Annotated in this window: 12 protein-coding genes; 5 read left to right on the forward strand and 7 right to left on the reverse strand. The window is 64.6% G+C overall.

Annotation, left to right across the window (positions count from 1 at the left end; genetic code table 11):
• Positions 1-7: 7 nt before the first annotated feature.
• From AYJ57_RS02260 to AYJ57_RS02280, 5 genes are all read right to left on the reverse strand, one after another.
• Entirely contained in the window at positions 8-1,012 is a 1,005-nt protein-coding gene (locus AYJ57_RS02260; RefSeq protein WP_066100610.1) for an AAA family ATPase, read from the reverse strand.
• 24 nt (positions 1,013-1,036) lie between these two features.
• Entirely contained in the window at positions 1,037-2,008 is a 972-nt protein-coding gene (locus AYJ57_RS02265) for an HAD family hydrolase (protein ID WP_066100613.1), read from the reverse strand.
• 102 nt (positions 2,009-2,110) lie between these two features.
• A complete protein-coding gene (locus tag AYJ57_RS02270; RefSeq protein WP_066100616.1) occupies positions 2,111-3,679 on the reverse strand; it encodes an arylsulfatase in 1,569 nt (522 codons plus the stop codon).
• 310 nt (positions 3,680-3,989) lie between these two features.
• Positions 3,990-4,403, reverse strand: a complete 414-nt coding sequence (locus tag AYJ57_RS02275) for a hypothetical protein (protein WP_066100619.1) — start codon at positions 4,401-4,403, stop codon at positions 3,990-3,992.
• A 616-nt stretch (positions 4,404-5,019) separates the two neighbouring features.
• Positions 5,020-5,958 carry a LysR substrate-binding domain-containing protein gene (locus AYJ57_RS02280; RefSeq protein WP_066100622.1) on the reverse strand — a complete coding sequence of 313 codons (939 nt, stop codon included), beginning with the start codon at positions 5,956-5,958 and terminating at the stop codon, positions 5,020-5,022.
• Positions 5,959-6,052: 94 nt separating this feature from the next.
• On the opposite strand from AYJ57_RS02280, the gene AYJ57_RS02285 reads away from it, so the two are divergent.
• On the forward strand, positions 6,053-7,567 hold the full coding sequence (locus tag AYJ57_RS02285) for a catalase (protein WP_066100625.1): 1,515 nt from the start codon (positions 6,053-6,055) through the stop codon (positions 7,565-7,567).
• Positions 7,568-7,658: 91 nt separating this feature from the next.
• On the opposite strand, the gene AYJ57_RS02290 is transcribed toward AYJ57_RS02285, so the two are convergent.
• Positions 7,659-8,768 carry a DUF6456 domain-containing protein gene (locus tag AYJ57_RS02290; protein WP_066100628.1) on the reverse strand — a complete coding sequence of 370 codons (1,110 nt, stop codon included), beginning with the start codon at positions 8,766-8,768 and terminating at the stop codon, positions 7,659-7,661.
• 228 nt (positions 8,769-8,996) lie between these two features.
• Between AYJ57_RS02290 and AYJ57_RS02295 the strand changes: the two genes are divergently transcribed.
• Positions 8,997-9,305: a DUF6477 family protein gene (locus AYJ57_RS02295; RefSeq protein ID WP_066100631.1), complete on the forward strand. Its 309-nt coding sequence runs from the start codon at positions 8,997-8,999 to the stop codon at positions 9,303-9,305.
• Between the two features lie 9 nt (positions 9,306-9,314).
• Here the strand turns inward: AYJ57_RS02295 and AYJ57_RS02300 are convergent, their stop codons facing one another.
• Positions 9,315-10,859, reverse strand: a complete 1,545-nt coding sequence (locus tag AYJ57_RS02300) for a trimethylamine methyltransferase family protein (protein ID WP_066100635.1) — start codon at positions 10,857-10,859, stop codon at positions 9,315-9,317.
• A 359-nt stretch (positions 10,860-11,218) separates the two neighbouring features.
• On the opposite strand from AYJ57_RS02300, the gene AYJ57_RS02305 reads away from it, so the two are divergent.
• The 3 genes from AYJ57_RS02305 to guaA all read left to right on the forward strand — a co-directional run bounded on the left by AYJ57_RS02305 (position 11,219) and on the right by guaA (position 14,777).
• Positions 11,219-11,839, forward strand: a complete 621-nt coding sequence (locus AYJ57_RS02305) for a DUF2270 domain-containing protein (RefSeq protein WP_335740008.1) — start codon at positions 11,219-11,221, stop codon at positions 11,837-11,839.
• 195 nt (positions 11,840-12,034) lie between these two features.
• Positions 12,035-13,042, forward strand: coding sequence for a delta-class carbonic anhydrase (locus AYJ57_RS25805; protein WP_157373913.1), 1,008 nt, complete (start codon positions 12,035-12,037; stop codon positions 13,040-13,042).
• A gap of 169 nt (positions 13,043-13,211) precedes the next feature.
• Positions 13,212-14,777 carry a glutamine-hydrolyzing GMP synthase gene (gene guaA / locus AYJ57_RS02315; protein WP_066100638.1) on the forward strand — a complete coding sequence of 522 codons (1,566 nt, stop codon included), beginning with the start codon at positions 13,212-13,214 and terminating at the stop codon, positions 14,775-14,777.
• Positions 14,778-14,782: the final 5 nt, after the last annotated feature.

Raw genomic sequence — 14,782 nt, forward strand, 5'->3', positions numbered from 1 at the left:
GCGCGGCTCAGGGCAGCGCCACCTGCCGGACGATCTCGGCCACCACCGCATCGGGGCTGATGCCCTCGCCCTGCGCCTCGTAGGACAGCCCAAGCCGGTGCCGCAGCACATCGGGCACCACGGCGCGGATGTCCTCGGGGTCGACGTAATCGCGCCCGGCAAGCCACGCATGGGTGCGCCCGCATTTGTCGAGCGCCAGCGAGGCGCGCGGGCTGGCCCCGACCTCGATCCAGCGCTTGAGATCGTCGCCAAAGGCAGACGGCACGCGGGTGGCGTTGACCAGATCCGCGATATAGCGCTCCATCTCCGGCGCCACATGCAGCGCGGCGATCTCGCGGCGGGCGGCAAAGACCGCCTCCTGCGGGATCGGGGCCTGAGCCTCGGCAGCGGCCTTGCCTGCGCCCTGCTGCGCGGCGATCTCTTCGCCCCGCACCAGCCGGATCACCTCGACCTCATCCTCGACCGGCGGATAGGTGATGTTCACATGCATGAGGAACCGGTCCATCTGCGCCTCGGGCAGCGGATAGGTGCCCTCTTGCTCGATGGGGTTCTGCGTGGCCATGACCATGAACAGCGGCTCCATCTTATGGGTGGTGCCCGCCACGGTGACCTGCCGCTCTTCCATCGCCTCGAGCAGCGCCGCCTGCACTTTCGCGGGCGCTCGGTTGATCTCATCGGCCAGCACAAGGTTGGCAAAGATCGGCCCGGCCTCGAACCGGAACTCGCCGCCGCCCTCGCCCTGATAATAGACCTCGGTGCCGGTGACATCCGAGGGCAGCAGATCGGGGGTGAACTGGATGCGGGAAAAATCGCATTCGAGGTTGCGCGCCAGCGCCTTGATCGCACGGGTCTTGGCAAGGCCCGGAAGCCCCTCGACCAGCAGGTTGCCATTGGCCAGAAGCCCGATCAGCAACCGCTCGATCACCTCGCGCTGGCCGATGATCGCCTCGCCCATACGGGCGCGCAGGCTGTCGATCTGCGCCCGCGTGCCGCTTTCAGTCATGCCTTCCATACCTTACGCACCTTTCCGCGAAACTCAGTCGCCGGGGAACACTTTGGCCCAGTCCTGCGCCATGTCGACGATGGTCCAGCCAAGGTTCGGCCCTTCGTCCAGCCCGCGGTTCAGCGTGCCGATATGGCCCTCGCGGTCATAGGCAAACTCGCGCTCGGCATCGGTGTGGTGCACCAGCAGGCCAAACGACGGCCCCTCGCCCGAGGTGGTGTATTCGAGCATAGCGAAATCGCCGTCGGAATTGCCCCCGGCAAAGATCGGCTTTTGCCCGATGTGCCGCGCGATGCCGACCGGCTTGCCCTCTTTGTCGTCGATGAAGGTGACGCCGCCGTTCTTGGTCAGCATCGGCAGCCCGTCCACCACCTCATAGGCGGTGTTGCCCTCGGTGCCGACCACCTGCCACGGCGGGATGCCATAGGCCTGATCGGAAAAGGCGCGAATGAAGTCGATGCCGCCGCCCGAGACGATATAGGTGGTGAACCCCTCGTCGCGCAGATAGCTGAGCAGTTCCAGCATCGGCTGGTAAACCATGTCGACATAGGGCTTTTTCGTGGTGGGATGGGTGTAATTGGTCAGCCAGTCCAGCGCATCGGTCTGAAACTCATCCACCGTGAGCCCCGCATGCGAGACATTGATCACCTCCAGCAGACCCTCCATCCCGGTGGCAAGAATGCCGCCCACATCGCCCTTTGCCCCGGCCTTCAGCGCATCGGTGGTGAGGATGCCGGGATCGGCCTTGGCCTTCTCCTGCAGCACGTCGAGCGCATAGAGCGCCTGAAAATAGACCGGCTGCTCGGTCCACAGCGTACCGTCATTGTCGAAAGTGGCGATGCGGTCGCGCTCGGGGACGAAATCCTCGGAGGCCGGATCGGTCACGCTCTCGACAAAGCCGATGATCGCCTGTTTCGCGCCGGTGTCGTTCCACGAAGGGAGCGGGTCGGCAAGGGCGGCCAGCGGCAGCGCGGCGAGCGTGGCGGGAAGAAGATACCGCAGCATATGTACAATCCTTTCTAAAATCGGGCTGGCGAACCGCGCCGCCAGCCCCGCTCTCGTTAGGCGTCCGGCGTCATCCGCCGGCCCGGGATCGCTGCGATGGGATCAGTTGCTGCCCATGTTGGCGAGGCTGTTGTTCAGGTCTTCCTGAATCTGGTCGATCGAGAAGCTGTCCGGGCGCTGCGACGGCGGATATTCCTCGAAAGTGGCGAAGAACTTGGCGATCTCCTGCGCCGCCGGGGCAACCAGATAGGCGTGATCGCTCAGCCAGTCCCAATAGGTGTTCGAGGTGATGTCGGCGCGCTCATAGGGGTCGGCACGCAGATCGAACATCTTGGGCACACGCAGGTTGGTGAAAGGCTCGGCCCAGACCGCCATGGTGCCTTTCATGCGCTGCTCTTTGAAGACCACCTTCCAGTTCTCGTAGCGCAGGCCGACGATCTCGCCATCGTCGTTGAGATAGAAGAACTCGTTGCGCGCGCCTTCATCCGTGGCGCCGGTCAGGTAGTCGAGCTGGTTATAGCCATCAAGGTAGTTGTTGTACTCCTTGCCGTTGATGGTCGTGCCTTCCAGCAGGCGCTCCTTGATGTCGGTATCGCCCACCGCGGCCATGAGGGTCGGGAACCAGTCGAGCCCCGAGAACATCTCGGTATAGACCGTGCCCGGCTCGATAACGCCGGGCCAGCGGATCAGCGCAGGCACGCGGTATGCGCCTTCCCAGTTGGTGTTCTTCTCGGACCGGAACGGCGTGGTGCCAGCATCCGGCCAAGTGTTCTGGTGCGGGCCGTTGTCGGTGGTGTAGACGACGATGGTGTTGTCGGCGACGCCGAGCTCGTCGAGCGCGTCGAGCACCGTGCCCACCACCCCGTCATTTTCGACCATGCCATCGGCATATTCGGTCGGCGCGGTCAGCCCCGGCTCGCTGCGGTTCTCTTCGCGCACGTGGGTTTTGTAGTGCATCCGCGTGGTGTTGTACCAAGTGAAGAACGGCGTCCCCGCCTCCACCGCGCGGGTCATGAAGTCGATGGCCCCGGCGGCGGTTTCCTCATCCACCGTCTCCATGCGTTTGCGGGTGAGCGGGCCGGTGTCCTCGATCTCGCCGTCAGCATAAGAGTGCAACACGCCGCGCGGGCCGAACCGCTCGCGGAATTCCGGGTCCTGCGGATAGTTGAACTGCTCCGGCTCTTCCTCGGCATTGAGGTGGTAAAGGTTGCCAAAGAACTCGTCGAAGCCATGCGCGGTGGGCAGGAACTCGTCCCGGTCGCCCATGTGGTTCTTGCCGAACTGGCCAGTGGCATAGCCCAGATCCTTGAGCGCCGACGCGAGCGTCACGTCCTTGGCCTGAAGCCCGGCATTTGCGCCCGGCAGGCCCACTTTCGAAAGACCGGTGCGCAGCGTCGACTGCCCGGTGAGGAAGGTCGAGCGGCCGGCGGTGCAGCTCTGCTCGGCGTAATAATCGGTGAATTTGGCGCCCTCGGTGGCGATCCGGTCGATGTTGGGCGTGGTATAGCCCATCAGGCCGAAGCTGTAGGTCGACAGGTTGGTCTGGCCGATGTCGTCGCCGAAGATAACCAGGATGTTCGGCTTGGCGGCGGCGTCATCCTGCGCCCAAGCGGCTGAGCCGAAGGCCAGAAGACTGCCGGCAAGGGCGGCCGTGAGTAGGTCGGGTCTCATGTAATTCTCCCAAGCAAGTCGTTCAAAATCGAAACCTCATTCAAATGCGCGGACGTCCCCGACATGCCGGTGCCCCGGCCCGGAACCCGCTTGAATGCTCGCAATTCACGAGAAAAACCGATGGGAAATTTGTTGACCTACAAACAGCGCAAGCATTCAACCATGAGGGGTCGTGCTTTCACGTACGCTCCCCCCCACGTGGCAAGTATCTAGATTACCTCACGTAAATGCAACAACCGCGTGATCTTGTGCGGGTTTTTCCGCGCCCCCACGGCAGGGCCCCGCCGATGCCCCCGCTGAAAGCCTTGCGCTACTGGATCGACACGTCGATCGCATAGCTCACGCTGGCCCCGGCATCGCGGTCGTTGCCCATGAGATAGACCCGGATCGTATAGGTCCCGTCCTCCGGCAGCGGCACGGTTTCGGTGCTGTCTTCGTCCATAGAGCCCACGTAGATCGCCACATCGTCGCTGCCCGGCGGCAGGATATTGAGATACGCGATGCCAAAACCATCTGTCTGCGTAACTTTCAAATCGACAAAAAGCTCTTGCCCCGCCTGCGCGCCAAGGCGGTAATCGCGATATTCATGCCCGACGATCATGCCGGTGATCATCGTGCCGTAGTTGCCCGGCGCAAAGCTGACGTCTTCGCTTTGCTGCGCGGCAGCCCCCTGCGCCACCAGCGCCAGCCCTGCCCCCAGCACGGCTCCGATCCACTTGGTCATCTCTGTCTCCCTCCTCTCAACCCATTGACCGCAAGCGCCTAAAGGGCTCGCGCAGCCGCCCACAGCTTAGCGCAGAATCAGAATTTCTCGCAGCGCCAGAGCATGCATTGGCCGAGTTTGCGGGCCAAAGAGACGCCTGACTTCACATTTCGGAAACACTGTGTTTGCGCCAAGCGGTGTTTTGCCACGAGATAGGCGAAATTTAGCCCACAATTTCCGGGGATTACCCTGCGGCAGCGCAGAAAGGTCCTCTGTTACCGCTCTGAAACATCACAAAATGAAAGCTAGGCTACGCATCGAAAGCCTGTATTCTGCCTCAGTTACCAGTCTGACGTCATTTCGAATCATTAGTAAGTACGAGTCCCGCTCGGTCGACCAAGCGCTTTAGTAACTCGGCATTTGTTTATTGTTTTCTTGCCGGGTATCCCCACGGATGGGGGCCCAATGTCCCAAGGCCTCAATCCCATATACGTCCCATATCGGCTCTGGCCGTGCCAAGGCACCTCGTTTCCCCAGCGATCATTGCCAGCACGGAGGTTTCGTGAGGGATCAGGAAGCCGCGCAGATTACCTGCGCGGCTTCATACCCGTTTCTGCGACCCATTCTTTCTGCGATCTTACTGCGTGTCGGCGATCTCGTCGCTCTGACGGACCCGCGCCACCAGATCGTCGCCCACCGTCTGCAGGATGTCGGCAAGCTCGGTGAACCACCCTTCCTGATGGCTCGACGCACGCCGCGCCAGTGCCACGAGCCGCGACGGTTCAGGCCGCGCAAAGCGGCGCAGGCGCATGCCGGGCGAGGCACGCAACTCGGTCAGCGCCGCCAGCTCGGGCATCAACGTGAGGCCAAAGCCCGCCGCGACCAGCCGCGACAGCGTCGACAGCGAGGTCGCGCCCATGTTGATCCGCGCGTTGCCCCTGCCCCGTCCGCAGACCGCCAGCGCCTGATCGGTCAGGCAATGGCCATCCTCGAGCAGCAGAAGCTGGCTTTCCGCCAGACCCTCGGGGCTGGAGACGCGGGCGATCTGATCGAGCCGCGCGGCGCTGCCCGCCAGCAGGAAACGGTCTTCGAAGAGCGGCAGCACCTCGATCCCCTCATCCTCGATCGGCAGGGCCACCAGTGCGGCATCCAGCGCGCCGCTTGCCAGTTGCGCAAGCAGCCGCTCGGTTTTCGCCTCGGTGACCTCGACATCGAGAGAGATGTCCTCGGCGCGCAGCGCGGCCAGCGCTTCGGGCAGGAAATACGGGGCAATCGTCGGGATCACGCCCAGCGACAGACGCCCGGCCAGCCCGGCACGGCGGCGCGCCGCCTGCTCCAGCCCGGCGATCTCGGAAAGCACCCGCTCGGCACTGTCGAGCACCTCGCGCCCAAAGGGCGTCAGCACAACATCACGCGCATGTCGCTCCACCAGCGGGCCGTTCAGCGCCGCCTCAAGCTCGCGGATTTGCACTGAAAGTGCGGGCTGCGAGACATGGCAGGTTTCAGCGGCACGGCGGAAGTTCCGCTGTTCGGCAAGAGCTTTAAAATAGCTCAACTGGCGCAGGGTGACTGGCATAACATTTTCTTATCACAGCGCAAGGAAACAGCAATTGGGAACTTATCGGCAGCCCTCTAGTTGAACGCTCAGCAAGTCATTCACGGAGGACGTCATGAGCAAGCGACTGACAACATCGGCCGGCGCACCGGTACCCAGCAACGAGACCTCGGCCACCGCCGGCCCGCGCGGCCCGGTCCTGCTCGAGGACTACCAACTGGTCGAGAAGCTGGCCCACCAGAACCGCGAGCGCATCCCCGAGCGCGTCGTGCACGCCAAGGGCTGGGGCGCGCAGGGCACCTTCACCGTCACCCACGACATCAGCAAATACACCAGCGCCAAGCTGTTCTCCAAGGTCGGCAATACCTGCGACATCCTCTCGCGCTGGTCGACCGTGGCCGGCGAGCAAGGCGCAGCCGACGCCGAGCGCGACGTGCGCGGTTTTTCGATCAAGTTTTACACCGAAGAAGGCAACTGGGACGTTGTGGGCAACAACACCCCGATCTTCTTCATCCGTGACGCCTTCAAGTTCCCCGACTTCATCCGCACGCAGAAGCGCCACCCCAAGACCAACCTGCGCTCGCCCGAAGCCATGTTCGACTTCTGGGCCGGTCAGCCCGAGTCGGTGCATCAGGTGACCATCCTGATGTCGGACCGCGGCATTCCCAAGAACCCGATGCATATGCACGGCTACGGCTCGCACACCTTCTCGATGTTCAACGACAAGGGTGAGCGCTACTGGGTGAAGTTCCACTTCCGCTGCCAGCAGCCGATCGCGAATTACACCAACGAGCAGGCCGAAAAGATCGTTGGCGAAACCCGCGAGAGCTATCAGGAAGATCTCTACAACGCGATCGAGGAAGGCAAATTCCCCAAGTGGGAGCTGAACATTCAGGTGATGGAAGAGGAGCAGGCGGCACAGCTGGACTTCAACCCGTTCGACCTGACGAAAGTTTGGTCGCACAAGGACTTCCCGCTGATCCCCGTCGGCATGCTGGAGTTCAACAAGAACCCCGACAACTACTTCCAGATGATCGAGAACGCGGCCTTCTCGCCGTCGAACAAGATCCCCGGCATCGGCTTCTCGCCGGACAAGATGCTGCAGGGCCGCCTGTTCTCTTACGCTGACGCGCACCGCTATCGCCTTGGCACCCACTACGAGGCGCTGCCGGCCAACGCCCCGAAATCGCCGGTGCACCACTACCACAAGGACGGCGCGATGCGGTTCTTCCCGCCGCAGACCGGCCATATCGACGCTTACTACGAGCCGAACCAATATGAGGACTCGGCCAAGGCAGACCCCTCGGTGATGGAGCCGCCGCTGAAAATCTCGGGCGACGCCGACCGCTATGTGCAGGAAGACAAAGACGCCGATTACGTGCAGCCCCGCGCGCTTTATGCCGAGGTGCTGGGCGATGACGAGCGCAAGCGTCTGCACCTGAACATGGCCCGTGCCATGGCGCCGGTCTCGGACAGCGTGCGCGAGCGCTGGTATGCCGTTCTGGGCCGTGTGCACCCCGACTATCTTGCCGGTGTGAAACAGGCCGCCGCCGACCTCGAAAGCGGCAATATCGACGACTACCCCGGCATTCCGGTCACCGACGACACGCCGGTGCGCGCCGCGGAATAATTGCCTGTCCCCGCGGGGACAGCTCAAAATGACGAAGGGGCGGTGCCGATCGGCACCGCCCCTTTTGCATGGCATCCCTGCGCGAGCCGGCTCAGCCGATCAGGCCGCCCCCCGCCGCATCCACTTTCTCGTAGTGGCTGCGAAGGCGTTGCAACGCGATGCGCAGCACCACCTTGCCCGAGCGCGCGGCCCAGCCCATGCGCCGCTCGGTCTCTTCCAGCCCTTCAAGGTAGCAGCAGCAGCGCAGCGCCGCATGACCCAGCCCCGGCCCAAGTTCACGCAGCGCGGCGGCAAAGCGCGCGCGGGCCGCATCGCCGCCCTGCGCGGGCAGATCGCCGGCATCGACGCGCACCCCGGCGGTCAGGAACTGATCCCAGTTCTGCGTCACCCTCGGCCCCATCTGCGCGAGTTCGAAATCCTCGCGCAGACGCTCGCCCGCGCGCACCAGACCGTCTTCGAGAAAGCGCTGCCCGTCCCTGTCGCGCCGCCGCGCCAGCACCGCCAGCGGGCTCTCGCTCAGGGCAAAGCGGCGCTTGCCGCGCGGGTCGGCGTCTTCTTCTTCCAGCGCGGCCTCGGCCTCGCGTCCGCTCTCGAATCCCGCTTGCGCCTCGGCAAAGCCGCGCAGGCGGCTCTCCTGCTCGGCCAGCAGATGCCCCAGCGCGCTGCGCCCCGCCGCGGTGATCCGGTAGCGCGAGATGCGGCCCGGCGCGTCGCAACGGATCCAGCCCTTGAGCGCCATGGCCTGCGCCACCGGCGCCGAGACCACCGCGGTGCGCGCCGAGCCGCCCTCGGCGCCGTCGCGCACCACCACCGCCTTGTCCATTTCCGCCGCGACCGCGAGCATTGCTCCGCTTTCGCACAGCCGCCTCAGCACCCGGCGCGCCTCGCGCGACAGGGTCGCGGCATCGGGTGTCGTCCCGTCGATTTCGGGGGTCTTCATCGCTTTGCCCTCCTTGGCATGGGGCACGCCTGCGCCGCGCGTTGCGCCAAGTCGGCGCAGCGCCTCATCCACCAGCGGATCATCCCGCAGCAGTTCCATCCGTCGCACCTGCCGCAACACCGTCGAGGCATGGCAGCCCTCTTTCCGGGCCAAAGCGCGAATGCCCGCCCCCCCTTCGGTATGCGCAAGATAAAGCCGTGCGATCTCTGGCACCCAGGCCGGAAGGCCCGTGTCTTTGGCGTGGTGTTGGCTCGAAATCATTGAACAAGTCCCCCTAAGCTACGCCCTGATTTTGCAGGGTTTTCCACAGTGAACCTGAAACCTGCGCGCTGCGATCTTAGGTAAAAGTTAATGATTTTAGCAATTTACGAGACTTATCCACAAAATATAAACATACGTGAATGCCGCGTACGCAAACATTGACCAAGCGGCAACATGGGGGAAACCCGTGCAAGGCTCGTGTCCTGTTCCACATCCGGGAGATGAGCGATGCAAGACCTACACAGCCGCCTTGGCGCGATGCGCCGCCCCCGCCTTTTGGTGCGGGCCGCGCGCATCGGGGCCAGCGAGTATCGCCGCCGCCCACATCTGGCGCGGCTGCTGGGCGAACCCTGCCCGCCGCAGCACGGGGCGGCGCTGCTGCAGTTGATGGAATTGGAAGAGATGCTGGATGATGGGCGCCAGCGCCGCGCGGCGGATTACTCTGCCGCGCAACATGTGGAGCTTTTGGCCGCGATCATCGGCGAGGCGCGGTCCCTGCAGGTCGCCGCGCGGCCCAGCACTGGGGCCAGCGCCTGAGCGCCGCCCTCAGAGGAAAGCGTCGGGCACGGCGGCCTTCTTGCGGGCCACGTACTCAGAGAGCGCGGCCTCGACATCGGCGTCGATGGCAGGCTGCTCATAGCTCGCCAGCAGCGCCTTCACCCGCGCGCTCGCCAGTTGCATCGTGTCGCGCGCGCCCTCTTCGGACCATGTCTCGAAGGGTTTGTAATCAAAGAGTTCCGAGCGCCAGAAGGCGGTCTTGAAGTTCTCCTGCGTGTGCGCGCAGCCAAGGTAGTGCCCGCCCGGCCCCACCTCGCGGATCGCGTCCAGCGCCTGCGTGCTCTCGTCCACGGTGATGCCCTGCGCGAACTTGTGCAGCGCGCCCAGTTGATCGGCGTCCATGACGAATTTCTCGTAGGACGCCACCAGCCCGCCCTCGAGCCAGCCGCAGGCGTGCAGCATGAAGTTGACCCCCGCCTGCAGCCCCATGTTGAGCGAATTGGCGCTCTCATAACCCGCCTGCGCATCGGGCAGTTTCGAGCCGCAGAAGCCCCCCGCCGAGCGGTAGGGCAGCCCCAGCCGCCGCGCCAGCTGGCCGACGCCATAGGTGATCTGCGAGGCCTCGGGCGTGCCGAAGGTGGGCGCGCCAGAGTTCATGTCGATCGAGGTGACGAAGGCGCCGAAGATCACCGGCGCACCCTTGCGCACCAATTGGGCGTACGCGATGCCCGCCATCCCCTCGGCCAGCACCTGCGTCAGCGTGCCCGCGACGGACACCGGCGCCATCGCGCCACCGACGATGAACGGCGAGACGATGCAGGCCTGATTGGCGGCGGCATAGACCTCCAGCGCCCCCATCATCGTGTCGTCGAAGGTCAGCGGCGAGTTGATGTTGATCAGCGAGGTCATCACCGTGTTGTCGCGCACGAATTCCTTGCCGAAGAGGATCTCGCACATCTCGACGCTGTCGCGCGCCCGTCCCGGCTCTGTCACCGAGCCCATGAAGGGCTTGTCCGAGAGCGTCATATGGGCGTGCAGCATGTCGAGGTGACGCTTGTTCACCGCCACATCGGTGGGCTCGCAGAGCGTGCCGCCCGAATGGTGCAGCCAGCGCGACATCTGCCCCAGCTTCACGAAGTTGCGGAAATCCTCGATGGTGCCATAGCGGCGCCCCTTCTCGGCATCCTGCACGAAGGGCGGGCCATAGACCGGCGCCAGCACCAGCGAGCGCCCGCCGATCTCGACGCTGCGCGCGGGGTTGCGGGCGTGCTGGGTGATTGTCGAGGGAGCATGGCCACACAGCTGCCGCGCCAGCCCACGCGGGATGCGCACGCGCTCGCCCTCGATCTCCGCCCCGGCCTCGCGCCAGCGCTCCAGCGCGGCGGGGTTGTTGACGAAATTGACGCCGATCTCTTCCAGCACCGTCTCGGCGCCAGCCTCGATCATCTGAAGCGCTTCTTCGTTCAGCAGCTCGAAGTTGGGGATGTTGCGTTCGATGAAGCGCGCCGTCTCGACCTGTGCCGAGCCGCGCGCCGCGCGCCGTGCCGCACCACCGCCGCTGCGTGTCCGTTTCCGCGTTTCCGTCTCAGACATGGCGCCTCTCCCGTTCCGTCGCATGCCCCTCAGTAGTAGCCCGGACCGGCACTGGCCAGAGCCGAGTTTTGCGCCGCCCTGCAGACAAATGCGACATCTCCGCGCCGCTTGGCGGCACGAAACGGCTTCTTAAGCTGTATCCGGTTAGCATGTTTTCAGGGTGCGGGGCTTTGCATCAAGGCCAAAGGGGGCTCACCATGAGGGATGAGCAACTGACAACGCAGGGAAGTGCAGCAAAGGGGCGTGCAACAGAGGCGCGTGCCACGGATGCGTGTCCAATACAGACGCGTCCAACGGAGGCGCATTCAACCGAGGCATCTACAGAGCCGCGACCGCTCGGCAGCGCCGAAATCGGCGCATTGGCGCATCTGTACCGCAGCGAGGTCTACCGCTGCTCGATCTGGCGCACCCGGCTCGACACCACGACCAATTGGGCGGTGGTGACGCTGGGGGTGGCGCTGTCGATCGCCTATGCCGCCCCCGACGCCTCGCCGCTGCCGCTGGTGCTGGTGGGCATTCTGAACCTCTTCTTCCTGACGCTGGAGGCGCGGCGCTATCGCTACTGCGATCTCTGGCGCCGCCGCTTCCGCAATATGGAGATGAATTTCTACGGCCCGATGCTGGGCGCCCCCGCGGGCTCCGATCTCTGGGCGGAGGACTTGCGCAGCGATTACCGCCGCCCGGTGTTTCGCATCAGCTATCTGCACGCCATGGGGCGACGAATCCGCCGCTGCTATTTCTGGATCATGCTGATCCAGATCCTCGCCTTTGTCGGCAAGATCACCGTGCACCCTTTTACCGTCACATCACTGCAAGAGGCGCTGGATCGTGCAGCCGTCGGGTCGGTGTCCGGCGCGGTCATGGCCTTCGGCGGGCTGATCTACGCGGCCAGCTTTGCGGCGCTGGCGCTCTGGAGCTGGCGGCTCGATCGGAAAGATCAAATTGAAAACGATATTCCCCAGCCGGACGCGATCTACTGAGCGGCGATTAAGCCCCGGTTCAGACCTGCCGGGCAAAATCATCGCGGTTCTGTATGCTGGGGATCTGAGAGGCGGAGCGCAATGGGACGGGCAGTGAAAGTCGCCGTAAGACAGGCTGTGAGACACGCCGTGAGACTGGCCGTAAGACAGGCCCTGAGACAGACCGCGAGAGTCGCAGGCAGAAGCGCGCGGTGTATGACGTCGCTAAGGGCTCCCTGTCTTCTGGCGCTGTTCGCGTTCGCCGCGGGTCTGCTGCCGCTCGAAGCATGGGCAGAGGCGAAGGTCACCTACCCGCCTGCAGGGCATGGGGACGGGCATGGGGGCGACCAAGCGACCGGGCATGACACCGGGCATGACAATGGGCACGGAAGCGCGGCGTCCTCCCATGGCGCTGCGCAGAACGGAAGCCAGACGGCAGCGCATGGCGTAACGCAAAGCGCCGCGGGCGGGCATGCTGCACCGATCCCCGAGGAAAGCGGGGCGCTCTGTCAGGGCTTCGGCCCGCAGACACCGCGCGACATCGGCAACCGGCACGGACTCAACCCCGCCGGTTTCACCCTTGCGCCGCCGCCCGAAGAGATGAACCTGTGCAACATTCACACCCACACCAACGCCGAACACCTCGGCCCCGGCTTTTCGATCTACGCCGGACCGGGGGAGCACGGCGGCTTCAAATGCGCGGGCTCGCAGGGGCTTTCCGACATCGAACTCACGCGCCCGCATGGCAGCCCCGCGCGCTTTGATGGGGTGGAACCCGGCGACACGATCAAGGTGCATTGGGTCTATTCCTCCTGCGCCGTCTCGCCCGGCCCCGGGCTCGGATCCTGCCTCTCGGAGGCCTGCTCGAACCCAGAGCTGCGGGTGGAATCGCAGGTTTTTTTGGTGGTGAATGACCCCAACGCGCTGGATTTTCGCGACTTCATCTATTTCGGCACCATGCGCGAGGGGCGCTATCAGGCGCGCAGCCTGCCCACCGGCACCGGCGCGCCGGTGGTGTTCCGCGGCTCCACCACCGGCCCCAGCTACAGCCAGCAGGTCTGCTCGCCGCTGCAGGTCACTTGGTCGGTCCGGCCCCGCTGTGCCCGGCTCGACATCTCGACGCTCGACGCATGGGCGGGCATGGGCAATGTCTTCGAAGAAACCCACAGCCACGGCGTGCGCAGACTGGTGACCGCCCCGGCGCTGCTCAGCCAGATCGAGTGAACCGCGACGGATGCCCGCGCAGAGGCTGACGAACAAGACGCGGCAAAGCCTGCCAATCCCCCGCCGATGCGGCTATCAGCGGGCGCGATCCGCCTTGGAAATGCGGCAAATCCCTTCAGGCCGCACCCAGCCTCTTGCGCGTTGCGCGCCGCCCGCCTAAAGCAGCCGCATGACCCAGCATGATCGCCTCCTCATCATCGACTTCGGTAGCCAGGTGACGCAGCTTATCGCGCGGCGCCTGCGCGAGCTGAACGTCTACTGCGAGATCCACCCCTATCAGAACGTCACCGACGATTTTCTGAAGGAGTTCGCCCCCAAGGCCATCGTCTTCTCCGGTGGCCCCGACAGCGTGACGCGCGAGGGCTCGCCTCGCCCGCCCAAATCCGCCTATGACCTCGGCGTGCCGATCCTCGGCATCTGCTACGGCCAGCAGGTCATGATGCATGACCTCGGCGGCAAGGTCGAAGCCGGCCAAAGCCACACCGCAGAGTTCGGCCGCGCCTATGTGACGCCGAATGACGACCGCCTCGACCTGCTGTCGGGCTGGTTCCTCGATGGCACCGGCCGCGAGCAGGTGTGGATGAGCCACGGCGACCACGTCTCGGAACTTGCCCCGGGTTTCAAGGTCTTCGCCACCTCGCCCGGCGCGCCCTTCGCGGTGACCGCCGACCCCGAGCGCAAGTTCTACGCCGTGCAGTTCCACCCCGAGGTGCACCACACGCCGAACGGCAAGACGCTTTACGAGAATTTCATCAAGGAAGCTGGCTTCACCGGCGACTGGACGATGGATGCCTACCGCGAAGAGGCCGTGCGCCAAATCCGCGAACAGGTGGGCGACGCCAAGGTGATCTGCGCGCTTTCGGGCGGCGTCGACAGCTCGGTCACCGCCGCGCTGCTGCATGAGGCGATCGGCGAGCAGCTGACCTGCGTCTTCGTCGACCACGGGCTCTTGCGTCTCAACGAGGCCGACGAGGTCGTCGCGATGTTCCGCGATCACATGAACCTCTCGGTGATCCACGCGCAGGAGCAGGACCTGTTCCTTGGCGAGCTTGAGGGCGTTTCCGACCCCGAGACCAAGCGCAAGATCATTGGCAAGCTGTTCATCGACGTGTTCCAGAAATACGCCGACGGCATCGAGGGCGCGCAGTTCCTCGCGCAGGGCACGCTTTATCCCGACGTGATCGAGAGCGTCAGCTTCTCGGGCGGCCCGTCGGTCACCATCAAGTCGCACCACAACGTGGGCGGCCTGCCGGAGAAAATGGGCCTCAAGCTGGTCGAGCCGCTGCGCGAGCTCTTCAAGGACGAGGTCCGCGTGCTGGGTCACGAGCTTGGCCTGCCCGCCAGCTTCATTGGCCGCCACCCCTTCCCCGGTCCGGGTCTGGCGATCCGCTGCCCCGGCGAGATCACCCGCGAAAAGCTCGACATCCTGCGCAAGGCGGATGCGGTCTATATCGACCAGATCCGCAAGCATGGCCTCTATGACGAGATCTGGCAGGCCTTCGTGGCGATTCTGCCGGTGCGCACCGTGGGCGTGATGGGCGATGGCCGCACCTATGATTACGCCTGCGCGCTGCGTGCGGTGACCTCGGTCGACGGGATGACGGCGGATTACTACCCGTTCAGCCACGAGTTCCTTGGCGAGACCGCGACGCGGATCATCAACGAGGTGAAGGGCATCAACCGCTGCACCTATGACATCACCTCGAAGCCTCCGGGCACGATCGAGTGGGAATGATCTGA

The organism is Salipiger sp. CCB-MM3, from assembly GCF_001687105.1.
Classification (GTDB): Bacteria; Pseudomonadota; Alphaproteobacteria; order Rhodobacterales; family Rhodobacteraceae; genus Salipiger.

What these genes read in the sequence shown, in the direction of transcription:
- AYJ57_RS02260 (WP_066100610.1), bottom strand. Translation starts at nt 1,012, where the DNA reads ATGGAAGGCATGACTGAAAGCGGCACGCGGGCGCAGATCGACAGCCTG.
- AYJ57_RS02265 (WP_066100613.1), bottom strand. Translation starts at nt 2,008, where the DNA reads ATGCTGCGGTATCTTCTTCCCGCCACGCTCGCCGCGCTGCCGCTGGCC.
- AYJ57_RS02270 (WP_066100616.1), bottom strand. Translation starts at nt 3,679, where the DNA reads ATGAGACCCGACCTACTCACGGCCGCCCTTGCCGGCAGTCTTCTGGCC.
- AYJ57_RS02275 (WP_066100619.1), bottom strand. Translation starts at nt 4,403, where the DNA reads ATGACCAAGTGGATCGGAGCCGTGCTGGGGGCAGGGCTGGCGCTGGTG.
- AYJ57_RS02280 (WP_066100622.1), bottom strand. Translation starts at nt 5,958, where the DNA reads ATGCCAGTCACCCTGCGCCAGTTGAGCTATTTTAAAGCTCTTGCCGAA.
- AYJ57_RS02285 (WP_066100625.1), top strand. Translation starts at nt 6,053, where the DNA reads ATGAGCAAGCGACTGACAACATCGGCCGGCGCACCGGTACCCAGCAAC.
- AYJ57_RS02290 (WP_066100628.1), bottom strand. Translation starts at nt 8,768, where the DNA reads ATGATTTCGAGCCAACACCACGCCAAAGACACGGGCCTTCCGGCCTGG.
- AYJ57_RS02295 (WP_066100631.1), top strand. Translation starts at nt 8,997, where the DNA reads ATGCAAGACCTACACAGCCGCCTTGGCGCGATGCGCCGCCCCCGCCTT.
- AYJ57_RS02300 (WP_066100635.1), bottom strand. Translation starts at nt 10,859, where the DNA reads ATGTCTGAGACGGAAACGCGGAAACGGACACGCAGCGGCGGTGGTGCG.
- AYJ57_RS25805 (WP_157373913.1), top strand. Translation starts at nt 12,035, where the DNA reads ATGACGTCGCTAAGGGCTCCCTGTCTTCTGGCGCTGTTCGCGTTCGCC.
- guaA (WP_066100638.1), top strand. Translation starts at nt 13,212, where the DNA reads ATGACCCAGCATGATCGCCTCCTCATCATCGACTTCGGTAGCCAGGTG.